Source organism: Photorhabdus hainanensis, assembly GCF_018448965.1.
In the GTDB taxonomy this organism is placed as follows: Bacteria; Pseudomonadota; Gammaproteobacteria; order Enterobacterales; family Enterobacteriaceae; genus Photorhabdus; species Photorhabdus akhurstii.
This window is the reverse complement of record NZ_RCWD01000058.1, coordinates 1-21318: the sequence shown is the minus strand read 5'-3', so window position 1 is coordinate 21318 and position 21318 is coordinate 1. Positions and strand designations below refer to the sequence as shown.

The 21318-nt window shown below is 43.3% G+C and carries 16 protein-coding genes and 2 pseudogenes; 4 read left to right on the top strand and 14 right to left on the bottom strand.

The annotated features are described in order from the left end of the window. The 10 genes from EAE92_RS22655 to EAE92_RS22610 all read right to left on the bottom strand — a co-directional run. Positions 1–189, bottom strand: a 189-nt coding sequence (locus EAE92_RS22655; protein WP_214069677.1) for a hypothetical protein, incomplete at its 3' end; no start/stop codon positions are given. A gap of 234 nt (positions 190–423) precedes the next feature. Beyond that, positions 424–888, bottom strand: coding sequence for a cytochrome c oxidase assembly factor Coa1 family protein (locus EAE92_RS22650; RefSeq protein ID WP_214069676.1), 465 nt, complete (start codon positions 886–888; stop codon positions 424–426). A 136-nt stretch (positions 889–1024) separates the two neighbouring features. Further along, positions 1025–3703: a type VI secretion system ATPase TssH gene (gene tssH, locus EAE92_RS22645; protein WP_214069675.1), complete on the bottom strand. Its 2679-nt coding sequence runs from the start codon at positions 3701–3703 to the stop codon at positions 1025–1027. Positions 3704–3706: 3 nt separating this feature from the next. Continuing rightward, positions 3707–5404: an OmpA family protein gene (locus EAE92_RS22640; protein WP_214069674.1), complete on the bottom strand. Its 1698-nt coding sequence runs from the start codon at positions 5402–5404 to the stop codon at positions 3707–3709. 16 nt (positions 5405–5420) lie between these two features. Further along, on the bottom strand, positions 5421–6065 hold the full coding sequence (gene tssL / locus EAE92_RS22635) for a type VI secretion system protein TssL, short form (protein ID WP_214069673.1): 645 nt from the start codon (positions 6063–6065) through the stop codon (positions 5421–5423). Then, the gene (tssK, locus tag EAE92_RS22630; RefSeq protein WP_214069672.1) at positions 6062–7420 is read right to left on the bottom strand and encodes a type VI secretion system baseplate subunit TssK; all 1359 of its coding nucleotides are present in this window, start codon (positions 7418–7420) and stop codon (positions 6062–6064) included. Before tssK ends, tssL begins: the two co-directional genes overlap by 4 nt. A 20-nt stretch (positions 7421–7440) precedes the next feature. Continuing rightward, on the bottom strand, positions 7441–8973 hold the full coding sequence (gene tssC / locus EAE92_RS22625; RefSeq protein WP_214069671.1) for a type VI secretion system contractile sheath large subunit: 1533 nt from the start codon (positions 8971–8973) through the stop codon (positions 7441–7443). A gap of 40 nt (positions 8974–9013) precedes the next feature. Further along, positions 9014–9526: a type VI secretion system contractile sheath small subunit gene (gene tssB, locus EAE92_RS22620; RefSeq protein WP_214069670.1), complete on the bottom strand. Its 513-nt coding sequence runs from the start codon at positions 9524–9526 to the stop codon at positions 9014–9016. Between the two features lie 868 nt (positions 9527–10394). Then, positions 10395–10835, bottom strand: coding sequence for a hypothetical protein (locus EAE92_RS22615; RefSeq protein ID WP_214069669.1), 441 nt, complete (start codon positions 10833–10835; stop codon positions 10395–10397). 246 nt (positions 10836–11081) lie between these two features. Continuing rightward, on the bottom strand, positions 11082–12293 hold the full coding sequence (locus EAE92_RS22610) for an MFS transporter (protein ID WP_214069668.1): 1212 nt from the start codon (positions 12291–12293) through the stop codon (positions 11082–11084). A gap of 419 nt (positions 12294–12712) precedes the next feature. Between EAE92_RS22610 and EAE92_RS22605 the strand changes: the two genes are divergently transcribed. The 4 genes from EAE92_RS22605 to EAE92_RS22595 all read left to right on the top strand — a co-directional run bounded on the left by EAE92_RS22605 (position 12713) and on the right by EAE92_RS22595 (position 17051). After that, entirely contained in the window at positions 12713–13651 is a 939-nt protein-coding gene (locus EAE92_RS22605) for a fucose-binding lectin II (RefSeq protein ID WP_214069667.1), read from the top strand. Positions 13652–14069: 418 nt separating this feature from the next. After that, entirely contained in the window at positions 14070–15068 is a 999-nt protein-coding gene (locus EAE92_RS22600) for a fucose-binding lectin II (RefSeq protein ID WP_214069666.1), read from the top strand. 177 nt (positions 15069–15245) lie between these two features. Further along, positions 15246–15383, top strand: a complete 138-nt coding sequence (locus tag EAE92_RS25610) for a helix-turn-helix domain-containing protein (protein ID WP_472853264.1) — start codon at positions 15246–15248, stop codon at positions 15381–15383. 219 nt (positions 15384–15602) lie between these two features. Further along, positions 15603–17051: a flavin-containing monooxygenase gene (locus EAE92_RS22595; RefSeq protein WP_214069665.1), complete on the top strand. Its 1449-nt coding sequence runs from the start codon at positions 15603–15605 to the stop codon at positions 17049–17051. 80 nt (positions 17052–17131) lie between these two features. Here EAE92_RS22595 and EAE92_RS22590 read toward each other — a convergent pair whose 3' ends face one another. From EAE92_RS22590 to EAE92_RS24820, 4 genes and pseudogenes are all read right to left on the bottom strand, one after another. Further along, the gene (locus EAE92_RS22590) at positions 17132–19258 is read right to left on the bottom strand and encodes a M48 family metallopeptidase (RefSeq protein WP_214069664.1); all 2127 of its coding nucleotides are present in this window, start codon (positions 19256–19258) and stop codon (positions 17132–17134) included. 485 nt (positions 19259–19743) lie between these two features. Further along, on the bottom strand, positions 19744–20304 hold the full coding sequence (locus EAE92_RS22585) for a rhomboid family intramembrane serine protease (RefSeq protein WP_214069663.1): 561 nt from the start codon (positions 20302–20304) through the stop codon (positions 19744–19746). Positions 20305–20519: 215 nt separating this feature from the next. Next, a pseudogene (locus EAE92_RS22580) lies at positions 20520–20816 on the bottom strand (transposase); the annotation flags it as partial. Positions 20817–21005: 189 nt separating this feature from the next. Further along, a pseudogene (locus EAE92_RS24820) lies at positions 21006–21318 on the bottom strand (ISNCY family transposase); the annotation flags it as partial.

Sequence of the window (21318 nt, the reverse complement as noted above, 5' to 3'; positions counted from 1 at the left end):
AATCGTAGCAATCGCTTTCTCCGGTAAAAATACATTATTGTGCAACACAGGAATATATCGGCTGGCCCAAGTTTGCCGCTCTCTATCAATAGAAAGTCGCTCTTGATGCCAAAAATGATATATCTCCGGCCGATAATCAAAGAGCAATAACCGCAGTCCAAAGATGGCCAATCCGATTAAGCCCACCACCCCAAAAATTATCCGCCACTGTCGCGACCTGATGTATCCAAACCATAATTTTACAGAAAACATTTGAAATAACCCAAAAATTACATAGATAAAACAATGCCTTATAAAACAAAATAAAATGCCATTGCCTCTACGTCGCTTAATTTCCTCTTTTAAGCATGATTCTCATGACTTGCCAATGAAATTAAATCGACTCAAGGGGGTTTTAATCATACGCTACAAAGAAAATAATCTTTATTTCATGGGATTATCGACGGCCAGTAAATCGATCAATTGCCCACCTGAATCAGGTTGAACAGTAATATTTTTATATCGCCAATGTCCTGCATACTTATTTGCATCAACATGCACCGTACCGCCAGACCGATTTCCTTTTATAGGAATGTCCAATTCCGCCTCTCTCTCGTTCACACTGCCAGAAACAAACCATCCTGTTTTAATTGGCTGGCCTAAAATATTTTTCACAATAGGATTACTTTGTGCCAGCGATAAAGCTTTCTTATAGGGTTCCGAAGATTTAATTACGCCCATGACAATCGCAAATGCGCCGACGATGAAAACCGGAATAAAGCAGATAGTCATCCATTTCCATTTACGCGCCAACCAATTGTGTTTTTCAGGAAGAGAAAGCGTACCCGTCGTTGCTTCGTTATTCGATAAATCCCGCTCTTTTTCTATCGTTACATTTTTTGCTTTCATCTCTTTAATACCTTTTCATTCGGGCGACATGCCACGTTATTTTATGTTCGAACGTCTTATTCCATCAGATATAGGGAAGAACCCCATGTACAGTTTCATACAATTTATTTAACCATTCTTTTCATTTAACCATGACTTATTTGTCCTCGATATCCAATGAAGCGATCGGTTCAATATCAGTAAAAGCAAGAGTGATCCCCTCTTCTTCGTCGAAACCCAATGTTACGCCAACAGGTTTATTGTGATGGGCCAAACGTTCCAACAGCGCCTGTGATAACACCGGTAAAATTTGCTGGTTGAGCAGGCTGTCGATATTACGCGCTCCACTGTCCGGCAACAGACAAGCATTCACCAAGGTGTCGTACAGGCTGCTTTCCACCGTGCAAGTCAGGCCATAATGGCGATGAAGACGTCGAGTAACTTGTTCCAGTTTGATTTCAACAATGCGTCTGAGCGCATCAGCCTGTAACGGGCGGTAAATCACGGTCTGAAAGCGAGCCAACAGAGCCGGCTGGAAGTGATCACGCAGCATCGGATGCAACAGCTCATGCAACGCGGCATTCGGGGCGTCAGGTTGTTGCGCCAATAACGCCATCAGTTGATCACTGCCCAGATTCGAGGTCATTAAGATGACAGTATGACGAAAATCGATCTCGCGCCCCTCGCCATCGCGCATAAAGCCGCGATCAAATACCTGATAAAACAGGTTAATGACATCACGATGGGCTTTTTCCACTTCGTCCAATAACACCACACTATATGGGCGTTTACGTACCGCTTCCGTTAAGATCCCCCCCTGACCATATCCGACATAACCTGGCGGTGAGCCTTTAAGCTGAGACACTGTATGCGGTTCCTGATACTCCGATAGATTGATAGTGACCAGCGAACGCGCCCCGCCAAACAGGTTATCCGCCAATGCCAGCGCGGTTTCGGTTTTCCCTACCCCACTCGGCCCAACCAACAGGAATACGCCCAATGGCCCCTGTTCCGGCGTCAATCCGGTTTTAGCGGCACGTAAACGCTGGGCGATTTCCCGTAGCGCCGCCTCCTGACCAATAACCCGCTCCCCTAAATGCTGCTCCAAATGCAACAAACCGGTCTGTTCATCTTTCAACAAGCTACTTAACGGAACGCCTGTCCAATCAGCGATTACTGTTGCTACGGAACGTACATCAACATCCGACGATAGTAACGGCTGCCCTTGTTGTAGTGTCGCCAGTTGCTGTCGCAACAGGGCTATATCATGCTGTCGGCTGATGTCCTGCCGGGCATCGAGCAACTGTTGCGTCAACTGTTTTTCCTGTTGATACTGTTTATCCCGCTGTTGTTGCTGTCGGCACAGTTCATGACGTTGCATTTCAATTTGTGCCAAACGGTCTGAATGATGGCATTGCCCCAGTGCAATATCTTCCAGTATCGCCTGTTGTTCTATCTCAAGCGCGGTCAATTGAGACTGGAGTTGCGTTAACGCCTCCGGTACCGTATCCAAGCTCCTCCTGACTCGCGCGCTGGCGGTATCCAGCAGGTCTACCGCTTTATCCGGTAGCTGTCGCCCAGTCAGGTAACGGCGAGATAAAGCAACAGCTGCCTTCACCGCATCTTCCTGAATATGTACGCCATGATAACGAGCGTAACGCGCTTTCAGTCCACGCAGCATCAGGCAAGCTGTCTCATCGTCCGGTTCATCGACTTTAATCGTCTGGAAACGTCGCTCCAATGCGGCATCCCGTTCAAAATACTGTTTGTATTCCGACCAAGTGGTGGCGGCAATCGTACGTAATTCTCCCCGCGCTAAAGCAGGTTTTAGCAGGTTAGCCGCATCAGCGCCCCCCGCCTGATTACCGGTACCAATCAGCGTGTGCGCTTCATCAATAAAGAGCAGAATGGGGGTTGGTGACTGTTGCACCGCTTCAATGACATTTTTCAGTCGCTGCTCAAATTCGCCTTTTACCCCCGCGCCCGCCTGCAACAAGCCGAGATCCAGCATCCGCACGCTGACGGTTTTTAGGCTATCGGGGACATCGCCCTCAACAATACGCAGGGCCAATCCTTCCACCAGAGCGGTTTTCCCTACTCCCGGTTCCCCCACCAGAATCGGGTTGTTTTTACGCCGACGCGATAGGATGTCGATCATCTGGCGGATTTCGCTATCACGGCCAAATACCGGATCAATGCCGCCCTCAGCGGCTCTGGCAGTGATGTCCAGCGTGAATTTGTCCAATACATTCTGCAAAGCGGATGATAATGGCTGGGGATTTAGCGCATAGTTATCTATGTCGCGATCGTCAATTTCAGCGATTGATCTATCCGCCGTCAGACACGTCGCTACCTGTATCTCCGGGCGCTCGTCCGATTGTTGATCCAGTAATGGGCGCAAACGTTGTAGTTGCGTCACATTCAGGTTGAGTAACGGCCAGGTATGATGGGTACGCAACCAAACCGGTTGGCCGCGCAGTACCTGCAAAAGATGCACTGAGCGAATAGATTCATTACCCTCTTCCAGCGAAGCCACACACCAGGCAACCTGTAACAAACTACGCAGACCGCCTGATAACCGCGGACGTTGATTGATGCTATGCGGCAAGCTGTTGATCGTAGTCAGCAGCGACTGCCACAGCGCATCCATATCCCACTCATAACGTCGAGCTATTACTGTAATATCGCCTTCGCCGCCCTCAAGCAGCTTGAGCAACCAGTGCTCAACAGTGATTTCAGCATGCGCCCGTGTCTGGCAAAATGCGGCGGCAGCTTCCAAAGCCCGCGCACAATAGGGGTTTAAACGGCACAATAGTGCGGTAAATACGGTATCCATAATTTAAGGTCCTAAGTTGTCATTTGTTTCTCTTTGTGGTCGCTGGCAGGCGCCTACGTTCGACGGCATCAGACTGATTTCAACCCGACGGTTGACAGCACGCCCCGCTGCGGTGGTATTGGTCGCAATCGGCCGCGTCGCGCCTTCGCCTTTTACGACCAGGCACGCCGGCGATACGTCACTGGTTTGTAATATCCAATCTCGCACTGCTTTTGCCCGCGCCAGTGATAGCACGCTGTTTTTCGCAGCATCGCCGGTTGAATCAGTATGACCCGTTATCACCACCATCCAGCCCGGTTTAGCTTTAATGTCGATTAATGCGTTCACCAGCACTTTGGCCGCTTCCGGCTTAAGACGTGACTGTCCAACGTCAAACAGTGACATGCTGCTCAGGTTCAATGTCTGCGGCGACGGTTTGCCGCTCTTCGGCACAGGAGGCTGAGATACCGGTAACACTGCATGGTTGATCACATCCATCAGCGGCGTATAAAGGCGATCGCCTAAATAAAGCCCTAACCCTAAGCGCGCCGGTTCGCCGTCACGTTGATATTTCTCCAGCAATGCCGCATCAAGCTTGAGTTGATGGTAAGCCTGAACTTTCGCGCCATTATCTTTCACATCAACTATCTGATAATGCTGTAAATCACTGCGTATCTGGCGCGACAGGCGCAAGTTGTTCCAGACACTGGAGGCCAATGCCAGACAGGCAAATCCGCTCAGCAGGCCAATGCCCCAGATGACCGCTCGTCGGTGCGGTGTATGACCAACATGATGTGGCAACAGGCGTAACATGGCATCGGGAAATGGCGATACGTTCACCGCCTCAGCAATGCTGTGGCTAATGCGGGGTAAAGTGGTACGGTCGATCAGCCATTTTGTCCATAAGTTGTTTTCCTGTGGCGTTTGTGGCAGAAACGTCAACGCCATTGCTATGGGAGAACAAGGCCGACTGACCAGCTCCGGCGATCGGCATTCGTTCAAGATGTTTTCTACCATCCAGCGTTGCCATGCCGCCGCCGCAATCGCTTGCTGTAAACGTGTGGCGCGTTGCCGCGCGTCTCCCTCGGTCAGCCAGATATTCATCCCAACAGCGGCATGTTCTTCTCCCCATACCGTCATTGTCGAGCTGTCTGCCTGTAGCTCGAACCACGGGCTGATATCGCCATCAAGATAACCGGCGATCAATACCGGTGTATGGCAAGCGGTCAGTTGAGCAACACGGCCAACCTGATAGCGAAATTCTCTGATCTTTGCCGTCATCGCCGCGTGATCTCGTTGCTGTTCAGGAAAGAGTGTTAATAGCACGCTGATCTGCCTACACCAATCAGGCCTGGCTGCAATAATCGCTTCTACCAGTACGCTCATCTCACTTTGTCTCGGCACACAGATAAAACAGCCCTGCGGCGTGCAACGTACTGGCCCTTCCGCAAACAGCGTCGCCACGCTATCGCCGCAGGTTAGCACCACAGGCTGACGCCACAGGGCGGCAGGTAATGCCGCCAGCAAGCGGCAAACACTGTCCTGATGAGACATTTCAGGTGTAGCGCGTCCAACCCGCCGCCAGGCAATCACTGCCACCATCAAGATCGCGGCCAACCACAATGCAGCAGACACCTTCCCTAGCGGCAAGAAAAACAGACATAACAGCGCCGCCAGAGCACAAGCTAAAAGCCACAACGCTCGTTTTAATACGCAACTCAATTTGCTCTCCTTAGCCTTATCCAAGCGACAAATATTGCTTAAGGTAGAGACGCAGACCGCACCAAACCAAAGCTACCCCCGCTACGGCCAGGCACCCCCAAAACCACGGAGAGCGTGCACGCCAATATCGATCCTGATGACGATCCGTACTGCCGCGTATCATCCGATGGGGTTCCACCACCATTACCCCGGCACGATCAGTCAGTACATCCAGTAATGACTGGCGTTCCTGAGCGATCCTCTCCAGATCGCCTCCTTGGAAACCCAATGCCAATACGCGCTGGAAACCCGCTAATAGCAGCAGAGAGGGTTGTGGTTGATCCAATACTTGACGTATACGTTCAAACAGCCGTTCTCCAGCATGGTTGCTATTGCAAAATCGTGTCTGCAACGGCGTTTTCGACCAAGTTTCATAGCCGTTATCCCGCTCAGGGCGTCTGAGTACGGTTTCATCCAGCAATGCGCACAAGGCGTAGGTGATGTGAGCCATGTTCTCTTCGCTGATACCACTCGTGCTTAATTGCTGCCGTGCCTTTTCTACCAAATCAATCCCTTTTTGATATAACGCCTCGCCGTACAGCGACTTATCGCCATTCTTTAGCGCAATCACTAGCATCCCAATGTCAAGCATCAGGTCATCAATTGAAATTTCTTTGTTCATGAACGTAATACCGCAAACAGTTCTAATTGAACGCCCGACAAGGTGCCGGGCACATAGAAGGCGCAACTTCCCGCCTCCAGCATGGCTTTAGCCATCGGATTATTCAGATCGAAAGCAAAATATTGGTTTTCCAATCGCAACGGGATCGCCGCCGGTACATGACTGAGCGGATGTAAAGGAATGCCGCTCAATGACAAGTTAATCAGTCGCTCAACATCATCAGGCGCTCCCACTTTACACAGTTGCGGAAACTGGGTTTGTAGCAAATGCGCCGGCATCGACGATCGCACAGAGAGGTAGAAATCGGCCTCTTCGCACAATCGCCTATCATGAAGTGATGCTCTCCACTGATTTTCGCGTACCACTTCCAGCTCAATCGAAATCACCCTTGATGGCAGACTCGCCTCAAGTAATGTACTGATAAGCCGGATCAATGGCGGGAAAACGTCGCTTAATTGGTGGTGTTGATAATCAGGGATCGCGTCGAGATCACTCTCCAGTGAAAACGTCAGTAACGCCCCCGCTAACTTCACCAGTTCACGGTAGATGATTTCCGGGTGCAGCGCAGGCGCGGCTTTAAAATTACTCAACACCGGTTCATAGCTGTTAAGCGCATTCAATAACCAGAACAGCGATACATCCGCGACAGCAAAATCTGCCATACGTTGATGGCTTTCACGGCGCATTCCCATCAGACGGGTGCGTTTAGCACGCAGCTGAGTCAACAACAGATCAAGTTGCTCCAGCAATGGCGGATGGGCGGCAAAAGAGAGCAATGGCGGCACAAAACGGTTATCCAGCATCCAACCGTTTTGCCCGTCACGTACCAGACGCGCCAATGGGCATGTCAGATAAGCCTCATTTTGGTCATGCTGAAAGCGTAGGGAAATCGCATGGCGCTCGACCGCAATGGATTCACGCCCATCGCCGTACTTATCCTGTATCTCAACCCACTCCTGCTGATAACGTAGCGGCGGTTGTCCCGGCCCCACACTTTCACTACTCTGGCGGCAATTGCCGCCATTGGCATGCTCCAACGGCAACGCCAGTAATACCTCAACAACGCGCATATCCTCCGGCGCCGCCTGCTGTAAATCACAGGCCGCGGGCAGATTGTCAGCATGATCGGTATCAATCAGCGTCCCGTCCTGTAAACGGGCTTTGAGATGCTGAACTTTCAGGCGGTTTAAGCGCAGCGCCTCCTGATCAAACCGAATATCAAGCACTCCCCAGGGATGAATCAGCCCCAGATGGGCAATACAATTGTTGGTCAGCGCCTCCCAACGCGCTTGTTGCTGAAACTGTTGAGGGGCTAAAAAGGCGTCTTCAATCCAGAGAGGACGTAGAATTTTCATCATAACTCCCAATAAAATGATTACGATTTCGCTTTCGGCATCTGAGAAACCAGAGATAAATTGACGTCAATCCCTTCCACCTGAAAGTGCGGCACCGCATACAGCTTGACTCGGAAGAATCCCGGATTGTCATCAATATCCTCAACCACCACATGTGCTTCACGCAGCGGATGAGATGCCTGCATGTCGTCAGTGGGATCATTCATCTCCGTTACCAGTGTGTTGATCCAGTTATTCAGTTCAATTTCGAGCAGACGCCGATCTTTCGTGGCGCCAATGTTCTCCCGCTGGATCAGCTTTAAGTAATGGGCGATGCGTGATAGCAGGAAGATATAGGGCAGACGCGCATTAATGCGACTGTTGGCCGTGGCTTCACCGGTGTCATACACGGCAGGCTTCTGCGCGGAGTGAGCCGAAAAGAAGCAGGCGTAATCGCGATTTTTGTAATAAGAGAGCGGAATAAACCCTAAATTGGCAAATTCAAACTCACGGGTTTCCGGGATCAGCACTTCTGATGGGATCTTAGCCCGGTAACCAGTACCCAGATCATAGAGAGAAATCGGTAAATCGGTGATAGCGCCACCGGCTTGCGGACCGCGGATCTGCACACACCAGCCATTTTTGACAAAACTCCTGACCATATTGACGGCAAAAGCAAAAGCGGCGTTGGTCCACAAATACTTATTGCGGTTCGGCCCTCTTGCCTCTTCGGTATAATTAAACGTCCGCACCGGCACACTCTTCGGACCATATGGCAGACGTCCCAACACTCTTGGCAGGGTGAGGCCAATATAACGGGCGTTTTCGCTGTCGCGGAAAGATTTCCACTTGGCGTATTCGGCGCGTTCAAAATAGTGACCAATATCTTTCATCACCGCCACTTCATCCATGCTCTTTTTGCCAAAAAAGGCGGGCGCAACAGCAGTAATGAATGGCATATGCGCCGCTGCCGCGACTTTGGCAATGTTGCGCAATAAGGCGATATCCTGCGATTCGGCGCTAAATTCATAGTCGGCAATCACTGCGCCAATCGGTTCGCCGCCTGGTGTGTCGTATTCCTGAATGTAAGCGTGACGATAGAAACCGCTTTGAACAATTTCCGGGGTATCGTCAAAATCTTGCCGCAAATCATCCTTGGCCATATCCAATACTTCAATTTTGACGTTCTGGCGTAAATCTGTTCGATCCACCAGAAATTTTAGACCTCGCCAGGCAGATTCTATTCGCTGGAATTCTGGTTGATGTATCACCACATCCAGTTGGCGGCCAATTTTGCGATCCAACTTGCCGATCTCAAAATCCAGCAATGCTTTATCCAACTGTTCAACTTTTTGAGCGGAGGCTCGCAGTAGATCGAGAAGAACGCTAACAGCCACGGTCACCCGTTCATCTTCCGTCACGCTCGCCAATGCGTCACTGTTATGAAAGTATGCAATATCACTTAATCGCTCCACCGGACGTAAATTGATCTTCTCAAACAAAGACGAGTAAACCCCACCGGCATGATGGTTTGCCGTCGCCATAGAAGATGTAGCCTGCTCTTGTACAGTCATGCAAATGCCCTTACTTAAATCTCGGAAAATAATGTGACAATTACCTTTCTTGCGGCGACCTTTCTTGCAGCGTAAGTGCCGCCAATTCAGCTCGCAGTTTATCGCTCAACATTTCATCCTGGAGAATACGCTCCAGTTCTCGACGAAAGGCGGCATTGTCAAGCAGGTTGGATTTCAGCTCGCGCAACAAATTGCGCATAGAAAGCAATGCTCGCAGTTGTGGAATTTGTCGCGCCACCTGCTCAGGCTCGAAGTCCTTTATTTGCCGAAAAATGAAAGCGATATTTTCTTCGCTCCCATCTCCGGCCAAGGTATTCTCCACTGTCAAATTAACCGCAGGGTTAAACTCAGCTAATACGCTGTCAAAATTGTTTTTATTTATAGAAACCTTTTCTCGTTCTGAAAGCGGGCGCTGTTCCTGCCCGTTGCTGTAATCACCCATGACCAGCAATTTCAACGGCAACTCAACCTTTTTCCGTGCTCCGCCAGTATGTAGATCCAATTTAATATTAATACGCGACTTAGGAACTTCATTTTGAAAACTTGCAGTCATTGATAACTCCTTACTAGCAAAAATAGAATAAAAACATCATGGTTATGGCATGATATTTTCACGGAATAACACGCTTTATCAGATAGTTACGAATCGATAATTAGACAGACACCCAATATGAGGGAACGAATAATGGCACCTTAATTGACGAACGACCTAACAAAATCAACCAATGCAAACAACCTCAATTTATACTCATTCCAATGAAGGAATTATGGTAGATAACATCCAACAAAGAAAAAATTAAACTCACATGATAATAAAAGAGAAAACATCAACAGAAGTTAAACAAGAATTAATTAAATAAAAATAAGAAAAATTCAGGAAATTCTTAATGACATTTCATAACCAATTATAATTGTTACTATTTTTTACTTTTAATTTATTACAAATTGTAACAATTTGCAACAAACAGTAATAATATGCAATAAACATCGGAAAATTGTTATTTTTGTTTCAAGACTTTATTTGATTTTATTTTCTCAAATGAGATTGATTATTAATTACATGATGACTTATATAAAAATCTCCATTAACAAGCGTATTAACACACATGCTATACATGGCAAATGATTTACATCATCCACCCATTAAGCAGATTGACTCTTTATTACAATAATCAATAAATGAAATAGTTTAATACTATAAGTATTTTAGAGTTAATCATTAGAGATATAAATGATTTCTACGCGTATCAGCATTTCAATAAGTTAGTTATTAGTCCAAATAAAAACTAACTTGATAGTCAACTAAATTAACTATCAATTTGGTAATTAAAAATGCCGAACAACACGCGAAGAAATGCTGTCATTTCAACGGATGTCTATTAATACAGAACGTTACCCGATATATTCAATATCTTATAACGCTATATCATTTCCAAATTAATATCATTATCATTAAATTCCAGCGTTAAGATTTTATTTCCACCACCTCGATTATTACCAGGGATCTCTAATGCATCATCATAACTAAATTCCCTATTTATGGAATATTTAACCGCATTTTCGTTTGGTGGATTCCAATAATCTTGAAATATCCAAATATTAAATCTGAATTCAGATCTCAATCCCCTTTCAGTATAGATATGAATTGCTTTATTAGGTTCATATTTATCACCTATCCAGGGCGCCCATAAATCGCCATGCCATTCAGACATTTTATCCACGGAAAAATTTCTCCTGGCAACACATCCATGTTCAACGACAACTTTACAAGGCGTTTTATTATAAATAGATTTAATATTTGTCACTCCCGCGATAATATTCATAGCTGGTTTATTCTGAGCGTTATTTGATTTTCTTTCCATTTTACCCACCTATATCAATTAATAAGTTCATCCTTTCGCACACTATCATCCAGCATTGACCAAAATTATCCTTATAATATTAATTTCCTCCCGTGATATTACACTTTAAACAACATTTAATTATTACTAATCACCTCTATCTTCTTATATCAATGACTAGCCTTAAATTCAAATATAGCGCAAAATCTCTATTTTACCATTAAGGCTAGATCACATATCTGTCGTTATTTTTCCTTAATTATTGCACTAAGCATTATTCATTAAATTTTTCGTCCCTCTTTTCATCACCTGAGCTAATTTCATTACATATATAGGTAATATCAGGGCGCTGACCATAGTCAGGATGAAAATAGGCCGCACATTCTCAGCAATAATCTCTTTACCGTCTAAGAAAATAGAAGAGAAGAAAAACACCACACCGGCACCCAAATTGGAAAATGCCATCTGGAGGGCACCAAAGCCCGCTCGATTTTCAGGCGTCGATGCGTAAGAAGCCAACACGTTTGCAGCCATCACCTGTACATAAGTCGCGAACATAAAAAGTGAGAAGAAAACGTATCCATTTACTTTTCCTGTCAATCCTAGAAAGATATTAACAATAAATAAAGTCGCGGCAGCGATGGTAATTCTCTGAGGCGGATATCTATCACAAAGTTTCCCGGTTAAATAAGTGCCTAACCAAGAGGCAATACCACCGCAAAAGAATACCAATGAAACCTGATTTTCCGGGATATAAAACACATTTGTTAATAGCGGAGCAAGTATCGGAATAAGCATGAAAGGACTAAAATTACTGACGCCGCTTGCCATCCCGGCCAACGTTATTTTTTTGGTTAGCACAATTTTGTTCTGACTATTTTTTACTTTCTCTGCGCCTGGAATAAAGAAGAGGATCAGAGGCACACTCACTACACATAAAATAACGATGAGTAAAAAAGAGACTTTCCAGTTAAAACTCTCAGCCAAATATAAGCACAATGGTATACCTAAAATACTAACGAATGAAAAAGATGAAAACGCAATGCCCAACACCCTTCCTCGCATACTTTCTGGGGAGTTATTAAGTAAGATCCCGATGCCGACCCCCAATGTCACACCACCAAACAGACCGGCAATAATACGTAGCAGAATAAGTTGGTAGGGTTCCGAAGCAAAAATCGTCAGAAACGTAATTAAACCGAGAAACAGCGTGTTTAAAATGAGAACCTTTCTTTTATTAAAGCGATCAATAAAGAAAAAGGATGTTAGGCCAGAAAATACCGAGGAGAAGACATAAACACCAGCGACAACCCCCGCCATCGTAACCGGCATGTGAAAATCTTTCGACATATAAACAAAAAGCGGCGTGACCATCATGTACTCTAATGCATTAATAAATTGCACTAATGCAACCACCATCGCAATAACAACTATATTATTAGTTCCAACTATCTGGTTATTTCCAATTGATTTCGACATTATGAGTCCCAATTCCTGTTGGCTTAAATTTCATCGACGTGGTAAGCAATTTACCTCACATGCAGAGCAAAAAAAAGCACCGTGTATCATCCAGTGAATGCACGGCGTAATCAGGCTTGGAATGAGGCTGATGATGGTAAAGTAACATCGTCAAGCAACAACAATTTCAGCAGCCTAACTCATTGTTGGAAGTAGGTAACAAAGGCACTGCCTTTACCGAATAATCATTAGGATTGATACTCAATCCGTAGGCGTTTATCGCTACTGCTGTCCCGACTAAGCACCACAAAAATGAAGCCCCCTACTTATCACAATGGCTCAACTTAAAGGATTATTGAGCGGTAATTAGAATAAACTCAGAACAATTTCAAGGGATATATCAACGATTAGAAATAGATAACAAACTTTCTGGAGAAATTATGGCGAATATACTTAAATATGGCGATACCGTAAAAATATTAAATAGTTTCAGAAACTGGGATGGTGGATATCTCAGTGTATATGGAGCGAGTGGTATTTCAGATGGAAAATATACTGTAATAACCACCACTCAAGCCGGAACATTCTGGCGAATTGAATCAGGAACGGGAAAACCTATCGGCAGTGAAGTTATTAACAACGATACTATTTTACTCTACAATCTTTATCAATGTGATGGCGGCTACTTAGGGTATTATTCACCATCAAGTCAACAGGTTCCAGAAGGAGAAATATACCCGATACACACATCAGATAAAAACATCCGCCCAGAAGCATTAGAGTGGATTATTTATTCTGACATGCCATCTATTGATGGAAAAATCAAAGAAGATGAAAGCATTACTCTATATAACCGATGGGGAACCCGAGGCTTTCTTGATACTAATGGTTGGGTTGGCGTCCCTGAAACAGTATGTCATGTATATACTTCCGCTAATAATCTCCGTAAGCCCTATACCGGCCTGTGGAAAATGACACAAGTTAAAGATCCTTGCCTTCCGGTTACCAAACCCTCCAATTGTGCTGGAGAATGTGGTACGAGTGACGGCGGTAAATATTGCTGCCAGCTCCCTCAAAGTATTCGATTTGGTCTGATAGCGTACACTAATACAACCACCCATCAACAAACCGTAAAAGTCTATATTGACGATCTTCTGGTAGACACATTAACCGGCAAAGGAACCTATACCAAAGCTTATACATCAGGTACAGGAAAAGTCTATATCGAGATTATCGGGGATGGCAAACCCTGTAAACTCCGTTACTCTTATAATACCCTTGATGGAAAACCGGGAACAGTCACTATTGGCGCCGAAAATGATGCCAATAATAATTACAATGACAGCGTGGTGGTATTGAATTGGCCACTGGCGAATTAGTCTAAAATACTCTATTAATTTCAGTACAAGAAGTCATTAATACATTAAAGCGGTATTATATGCCGCTTTTTATATAAATATATTATCAATTTAATATATTTTTAATATGTTATTGTTATAATTACAAATTAAATATAGATATAAAATAGTGTTTTGAAATTTAATTTCGCAATATAAGCCTTACCTCATAGTATATATTTGAATTTTTGCAAAAAAACAACATCATCAAATCAATAAATAATCTATTAATATATAGCATTGCCACAATCTATCTTTTATATTAGTTTTCACAGTGTGAATTTTTCTGTTTCTCCAAATAGTTTTAATATTATTATTGCTATATTTTATCTGTGAACAGAAAACTTAACAAATGTGCAAAATCAATCACAAGCTTAAAAACCATGAAGGATATATATTAATGAATCTACATGTTTATTTATTCCTTAATGCAGATAACGGCAGATATAATGACACATTACGTAAAGTAGATACAAACTACCCTAAACCTATCAGTAACGATTGGCCTGATCTCCCTATCGAGTTTCAAAGACATCTTGATGACGTGATTAATTTAAATGGTTATTTATATTTTTTTAAAGGCTCGCAATACGTTAAATTCAATATCGCAAAAGCTAAGGTAACTGATGGACCGAAATCTATTGCAGAAGGATGGCCCGGATTGAAAGGAACCGAATTCGAAAATGGGATAGATGCAGCCATAGAATTAACGACAAATAGTGTTTGTTTCTTTAAAGGCAGTGATTGCATTGATTATATCGTAAACTCACATACGATTAAGCGAAAATCTATCTCAGACCGATGGGAAGTAACAAAGAAATACCCAGAATTTAGTAAAAACCTGGATGCTGCTACATGGAGAATAAATTCTGCGATTGCTCTCTTCAAAGATAATCATTATATGGTATTTAATCCACAATCAAATACTGTATATGGACCAGCTCCTGTTACTAATTATACCGGAGGAGCCTTCAAAACAGCTCAAGCAGCGGTATTGATTGACATCGATTTATTAGGCAGTGACCGAGGAAATAATGGAGGCTGTAGCGGAACATGCGGCGCCAATGACACCGGAAAATACTGTTTCCAATTACCTCAAAGTATTCGATTTGGTCTGACAGCTTATACAAATACAACCACCCATCAACAAATTGTAAAAGTCTATATTGACGATCTTCTGGTAGACACATTAACCGGCAAAAGAATAGATACTAAAGCCTATACATCCGGTACAGGAAAAGTCTGTATCGAGATTATAGGAGATGGCAAACCCTGTAAACTCCGTTACGCCTATAATACCCTTGACGGAAAACCCGGCTCAGTCATTATTGGCGCTGAAAGTGGTACCGAGGGAAATTATAACGATAGCGTGGTGGTATTGAACTGGCCCCTAATATGAAAATGATTAGGCGGGATCAGCCAGCAATAAGTAAAAATTAAAACCCATTGAACAACTTCACATCTTTAAAATAATTCAGAGAATATCCTGTTCTCTGGATTATTTTATCGAATTAACCTAAAAACCTCCCCATGAATGACTAAGATCTAAATTTTGGAAAGATATTCAATCAATAAAATGCATCTTATCTCCCTTCCGCCAAGTTCTGTCAGGTTCACTTCGAAATCCTTGTATCATACAATATTGATTCAAGAGCAGACAAAAATGCTTGAGAAAATTTTTGGTTGTGTTTGTTTCGTCTATAACGTGATTTAAACACGGCACTCAATATTCATATTAAAGGGTGAAAATATTCTCAGGCTAATTATTTACTTGTGGCGGCAGGGAATATTGACACACCAAATACTGGTAATGAGCAATGTAAGACTAAAGCAATTTCATATTGCTATGCTAATGTCAATAATGACAAGAATCACATTGCTTTAGCTAGGTGAGTTTCAACTCATCAAAAAATGACCTTGTAGGAGAGAGACAGTGAATAACCATTATGATGTTTTGATTATTGGCGCTGGTATTGCAGGCATTGGTACAGCATGTCATTTAACAAGGAAATGTCCTGATAAGAAGTTCATTATCTTAGAACGTCGCCAGAGGATAGGCGGTACTTGGGATTTATTTCGCTATCCCGGCATTCGCTCAGATTCAGATATGATGAGCTATGGCTATAAATTCCGCCCTTGGACGGATACCAGTGTTTTTGCCGATGGGCCTTCAATTAGAAGTTATATCCATGCAACGGCAAAAGAGTATGACCTTGATAAGAAAATAAAGTTTGGGCTAAAAATCACGCATACTGACTGGTCAAATGCGGCTCGCCAGTGGACCGTTACCGCGATTGACGAAATCAGTGGAGAAACTCAGCAATTTACTTGTCGTTTTCTCGTCGCGGCAACAGGTTATTATAACTATGATGAACCTCATTTACCTGAATTCCCCGGCATTAAAGATTTTAAAGGCCCGGTAATTCATCCTCAACTCTGGCCTGAGGAATTGAATTACAAAGGAAAACGGGTTGTTGTCATTGGTAGTGGCGCAACAGCAGTCACTTTACTGCCTGCAATGGCACATGATACTGCCCATATCACGATGCTACAGCGCTCCCCGAGTTATATTCTTTCAATCCCAGGAAGAGATAAAATAGCAGAGTTCTGCAAAGGCATTATTCCACAGAGCTGGATTTACACATTGAGTAGAAATCGCAATCTCTTTTTCCAGCGCTTAGTTTATAAAACAAGTCGACATTTACCTAATTTATTGAGATCACTTTTACTGTCATCTGCTCGCAAACGTGTCGGCCCAGATTTTGACATGAAACATTTGACGCCAAAATACATGCCGTGGGATGAACGGCTCTGTTTTATTCCCAGTAATAACCTATTTAAGGTACTAAAAGAAGGTAAAGCTTCTATCGTTACTGACTATATTGAACGTATAACTGAAAACAGTATCTTATTACAATCAGGTAAGGAATTACCCGCAGATATTATTGTTACAGCGACTGGGCTGAAATTACATTTTATTGGTGGAATTGAACTCTCTATTGATGGGCAAAAACAGCAAGCTCATGATCGCATGCTTTATAAGGGAACGTTGATACAGAATGTCCCCAATTTTGCCTGTCTGTTTGGTTATATCAATAACGCCTGGACGTTGAAAGTTGATCTATCCGCGGATTATATCTGCCGTTTGTTGAACGAAATGGACCGTCGTGGCGCTACCGTTGTGACGCCACATGCTGAACGGGGTGAGATGCAGGAGGACGAGCATATTTTTGGCGCCTTGCGAGCTGGTTACGTAAAACGTGCAAAGGACTTGCTTCCTCGTCAGGGATATAGCTCAACCTGGCGGATTCCACATGATTACAAAAAAGATAAACAAGTTTTGGGGCAGCCTGTAGATGATGCCGCGTTGAAATGGATATAACTGCACGAAGTTAAAAAATCAGTGGTTATATTTCATTATTACCAGCCCGTTATTATAAATAAACGGGCTGGTTGTTGTTATTAATCGGATTGATGCTGATTTAAAGCATGTCGGGCATGAGCGGCTTGAAGATAGTTATGGATCATTTCAATAACTTCTCCATCAGATATTTTTTTGCCATTGGCTTTCAGCGTTCCTAGAAAACCATAAAAGAGATGGCGTTTTTTCTTCCGTAATTTTCCTCTACCTAATCGTTTTTTAGGCGTCATATCTGGCAGAGTGGCATTATCTGCCAGCTCAAGCGTTAATGTCCTCACTTTTAAGAAGAAGGAATCAAAAGTCGTATAATTGAAATCAATGATATTATGCAGAGGATAAGATGTCTGAAAATCAGGGCCGCTGATTTTTGTTGGCTCCCAAATTATCATGCTGTTTTTGCAGCGTTTATAGATGATAATTGCGAATAACAAACAAGGTAAATTGACTAAAGCAATTAATGCGGAGACTAAAAAAATTGCCTCTAATATATGCTCTGAATTGGTTTCTTTTATAGCGAAAGACAAAAAGAACCCACTGCCCACCATAATCATAAAAATAAAAGGCGAAATAAACATAAGATTACGTTTACTGGATACGGTCAAAGTGGTAGTTTCAGATGCCGATACCGCCTGCTCTTCCCAAATTTGTTTCTGCTCTTGATAATACTCATCAATTTCACCTGACAGGTTTTGTGTTAATTCCACTGAAAGCGCTTTAGCATCAGTAAATAGATCATCAATATTATTGTAATGTCCTGCTTCAACCGGACGCGAAGCATAATCCAGCAATTCCTGCTCTATCGGTAACTCTAATGCTTCAATACGTGATTTAGTTGTTGGATGGGTATCCGTAGGGTGAGTAAGCTCATTTTCCAAGAACTGGCCCGCATCAGGAATGCCATTTTCGCGCAAGTTATCAATAATGACAGGCAATAGATCATCGGCTTTCAATTTACCTGCAAACAACACTGACAATTGCTGGTTAATTGGCTCGCTCACCGCAGAAATACGCAATAAAGCGCTAGAAATAGCTTGAGCGCTACTCAACCTGGCACCCACAGCATCGGCGGCATATTCACGGATACGGCTCCAATGATTCACCGCAAAATCAAATTGTTGGATGAAGAAGATACCCAAATAAATGGAAGGACTCATCACCAGACGGCTATAGTAATCTTCTCTATCCTTAATGTTACTGATCATCACATCGATGCTGCGGCTCATGCCTGCGTAAATAGGTGAAAAGTGGAGACTGTAGGTAGTATCTTCACCGGTAAAGTGCCCCAATTCATGACCGATCACCGCTGCGGATTCTTCACGGCTCAACAATGCTCCGTAGATTAGCGGAAAATATAAGGTACGACCTTCAAGTACCTGCTCATTATTGATGCAAACAGGGTAGGAAGTCACAAAGAAACATTCCGTCAAACCGACAACAATATTGTCTGGCGGCGCTGTACCGACTTGTTCAGCTAGCTCATTGATCCATTGCCATAGGCCAGGAGCTTCCTCCGGAGTCACGGATTTTCCCATCAAATGGGAGGCCGAAGGGGAGAACATAACAAAACAGTGTTTGAGTTTCGCAATACCCTTAATGATGCACCACAGAATTGCCAATGCTGTCACGCCCGCAACAGCAACAATTTTTGCCCCGCCACCTCTCATTTCAAAATTACCAATAAACCAAAGTATTTCGTAGCTGATCAGGGAAAAAACAGTGAGGCCAATCAATGTCATCTGCCCGACAAGAATAAAAGGCAGCAACCGGCGACAATGATCAAATACCCTCAATAATTCATCGCGGGATTTGCGGGCCACATTACCACTACGCATACATAGCAAAATCGCGAATCCCCCTAACAGTAGTGATAATACACCGCCGCCAATCGTCCCTAGATCTAAAATTGACTGAAACTCGCTGAATGTGGCTTCTCTGCTGTTAATTATTTCATCTGTTCTATTGAGAATTTGATTGACGGTAAAAGAAGTGTCGCCGAATTTCATGGTGATATTGGGATTGGTTTGCAACAACTGTGTCGCTTTGGCATGTAACAATTTAATACTATCGAGGGATTCAGTCAGTTCACTGGTTCGGTAATATTGCCAGCCACCATAACAACTTAATACTAACGGCAAGGCAAGTAACCAAAGAAAAAGTCTATTACGCATTGAATATGTCCTATTTATACTTTTATTGACGTTATATTATTTGGTTTTTTTTAAAACACAAATAAAATTCTTACTTCATGGAAATAGTTCATTATTCTGTTTAAAAAACAGAGTTAATAAAGTGAGAGATAAATTGAGTTCTTTCAAATGATATAGAATATGGTTCTTAATTCAGAAATGAGATTAGGGCTAAAATCGCAATATCGTACTCTTAAACACCCTAATTCGTCATTCCATTTTAAATGGTCATTCAGTTATTCCTAGAATAAAGGTAACCAAGTTTATTTTTTTACTGTTTATACCCGTCATCTTTCAAGTTGCCTCTTTGTTGGCCGCACTCACTCACCTCGGTCACATAGTTATCTATGCTCCCGGGGATTCGCTCCCTTGCCGTCGCGCTCCATCTTGGAATCCATAGGGTATACTATTAATGAATATCTGAAATGGGGATAATCTACTTACGGCCTATCCCCGATGCCATAAAACTAATGACTCTCTATTATCCATCTCTTCGATAGCCAAGAGAAAACCAACCCAGATATCACACCAAAAATATGTCCTTCCGTTGAAATATCCTCTTGCCACGGTAACAGACCAAACACGATCCCGCCGTAGTACACAAACACCAAAATCGCAAAGAAGAAATCTTTTATTCTTCTCAGGAAAAAGGCGTTAGCCAGCAACAATCCCCATAGACCAAAAATCCATCCGCTGGCGCCAATATGAATAGCCGTGCGCCCAAATAACCAGACTAATGTTCCGCCCACAAGGATAATAAACAGGCTGGCTATCACATAATAACGTATGGAGTGTGCCATTAGTAACGCACTCAACACTAATAATACGGGGAGATTGCTGAATAAGTGCCCCCAGTCGCCATGCAGGAATGGAGATAGCGGAATACCAATTAACCCTCGGGAATATCGGGGAATGATGCCGAAATTGCTTAGCGCGCCACCGGTTAAAGTATCAAACAATTGGATTATGAACAGTATTACTGCTAATCCTATTAGCATACGAAAGCGTTGTTTTAGCCCTGTTTTCACTGTGTTGTTGCCTTATGATTCATTGGAAATCAAAATGAATTTTATCTCAATAAAGGTGTTATGATCAAAGTTGACACTACGACCACCACTATATCCCGAAAGTTTGAAATTTAACAGTTTCGATGCAAAAGCTAAATTCTATTTTGGGTGCAACCAATCCGGTTTGGTGATAAAAAACAATCCCTGGATTCACAATTATAATACACCGACTCTTTTTATTCTCTGCTATTCATGTAGAGGAATGAATTTAAAAACGCTTTCACTTTCTCAAACAACTGCCACATATACTAACAGCCATGATTTCGTGTCACCGTTTCATGCAAGGATCGCCACAGACGCTCAATTTTATTCAGCCGGGGAGAATAAACAGGTAAAAACAATAGGTTAAATTTAGGATGACGGGCTAGCCAATCACTGATCAGTCGGCTTTTATGGATACTGTAATTATCCAAAATCAATGTAAGAGTTTCAGCATGAAAATAATGTTTTTGGTTTTTTCCTAGTATCACTATAGTTTCTGTTGCCCTTTTAAATACCCATCAGCGCTGCCCTTCGCCACACGATACCCATTTATGTCAGTAATAATAGAAGATGCTGATGGATAATTTTATGTTTAATAAGGTGCCATTCCGCTCCCTATAAATAAAAACAAAAATGCCGATCTTGAATATCGGCATTTTACTGTAAAAGAGAAGATTAATTTAATGCTTTAACGCTTCAATTTTATCCCGGCTCAGTCCGGTACTGGTGACAATAATGTCCAAACTCACGCCATGCCGTAATAAGGCACGAGCCGTTTCCACTTTACCTTTCTCTCGACCTAGCTCAATACCTTGCTTGATACCTCGCTCAAGCCCTTTTTGTTCAAGCTGTTCTGCAATAGTCATCAACATCGTTTCATGCTCCGGAGATTGTTCAATCAGTTGATGGACAAATTGGGAGAGATCCGGCGTATGTCCATTCAGTAAAAATAAAAACAAAAATGCCGATCTTGAATATCGGCATTTTACTGTA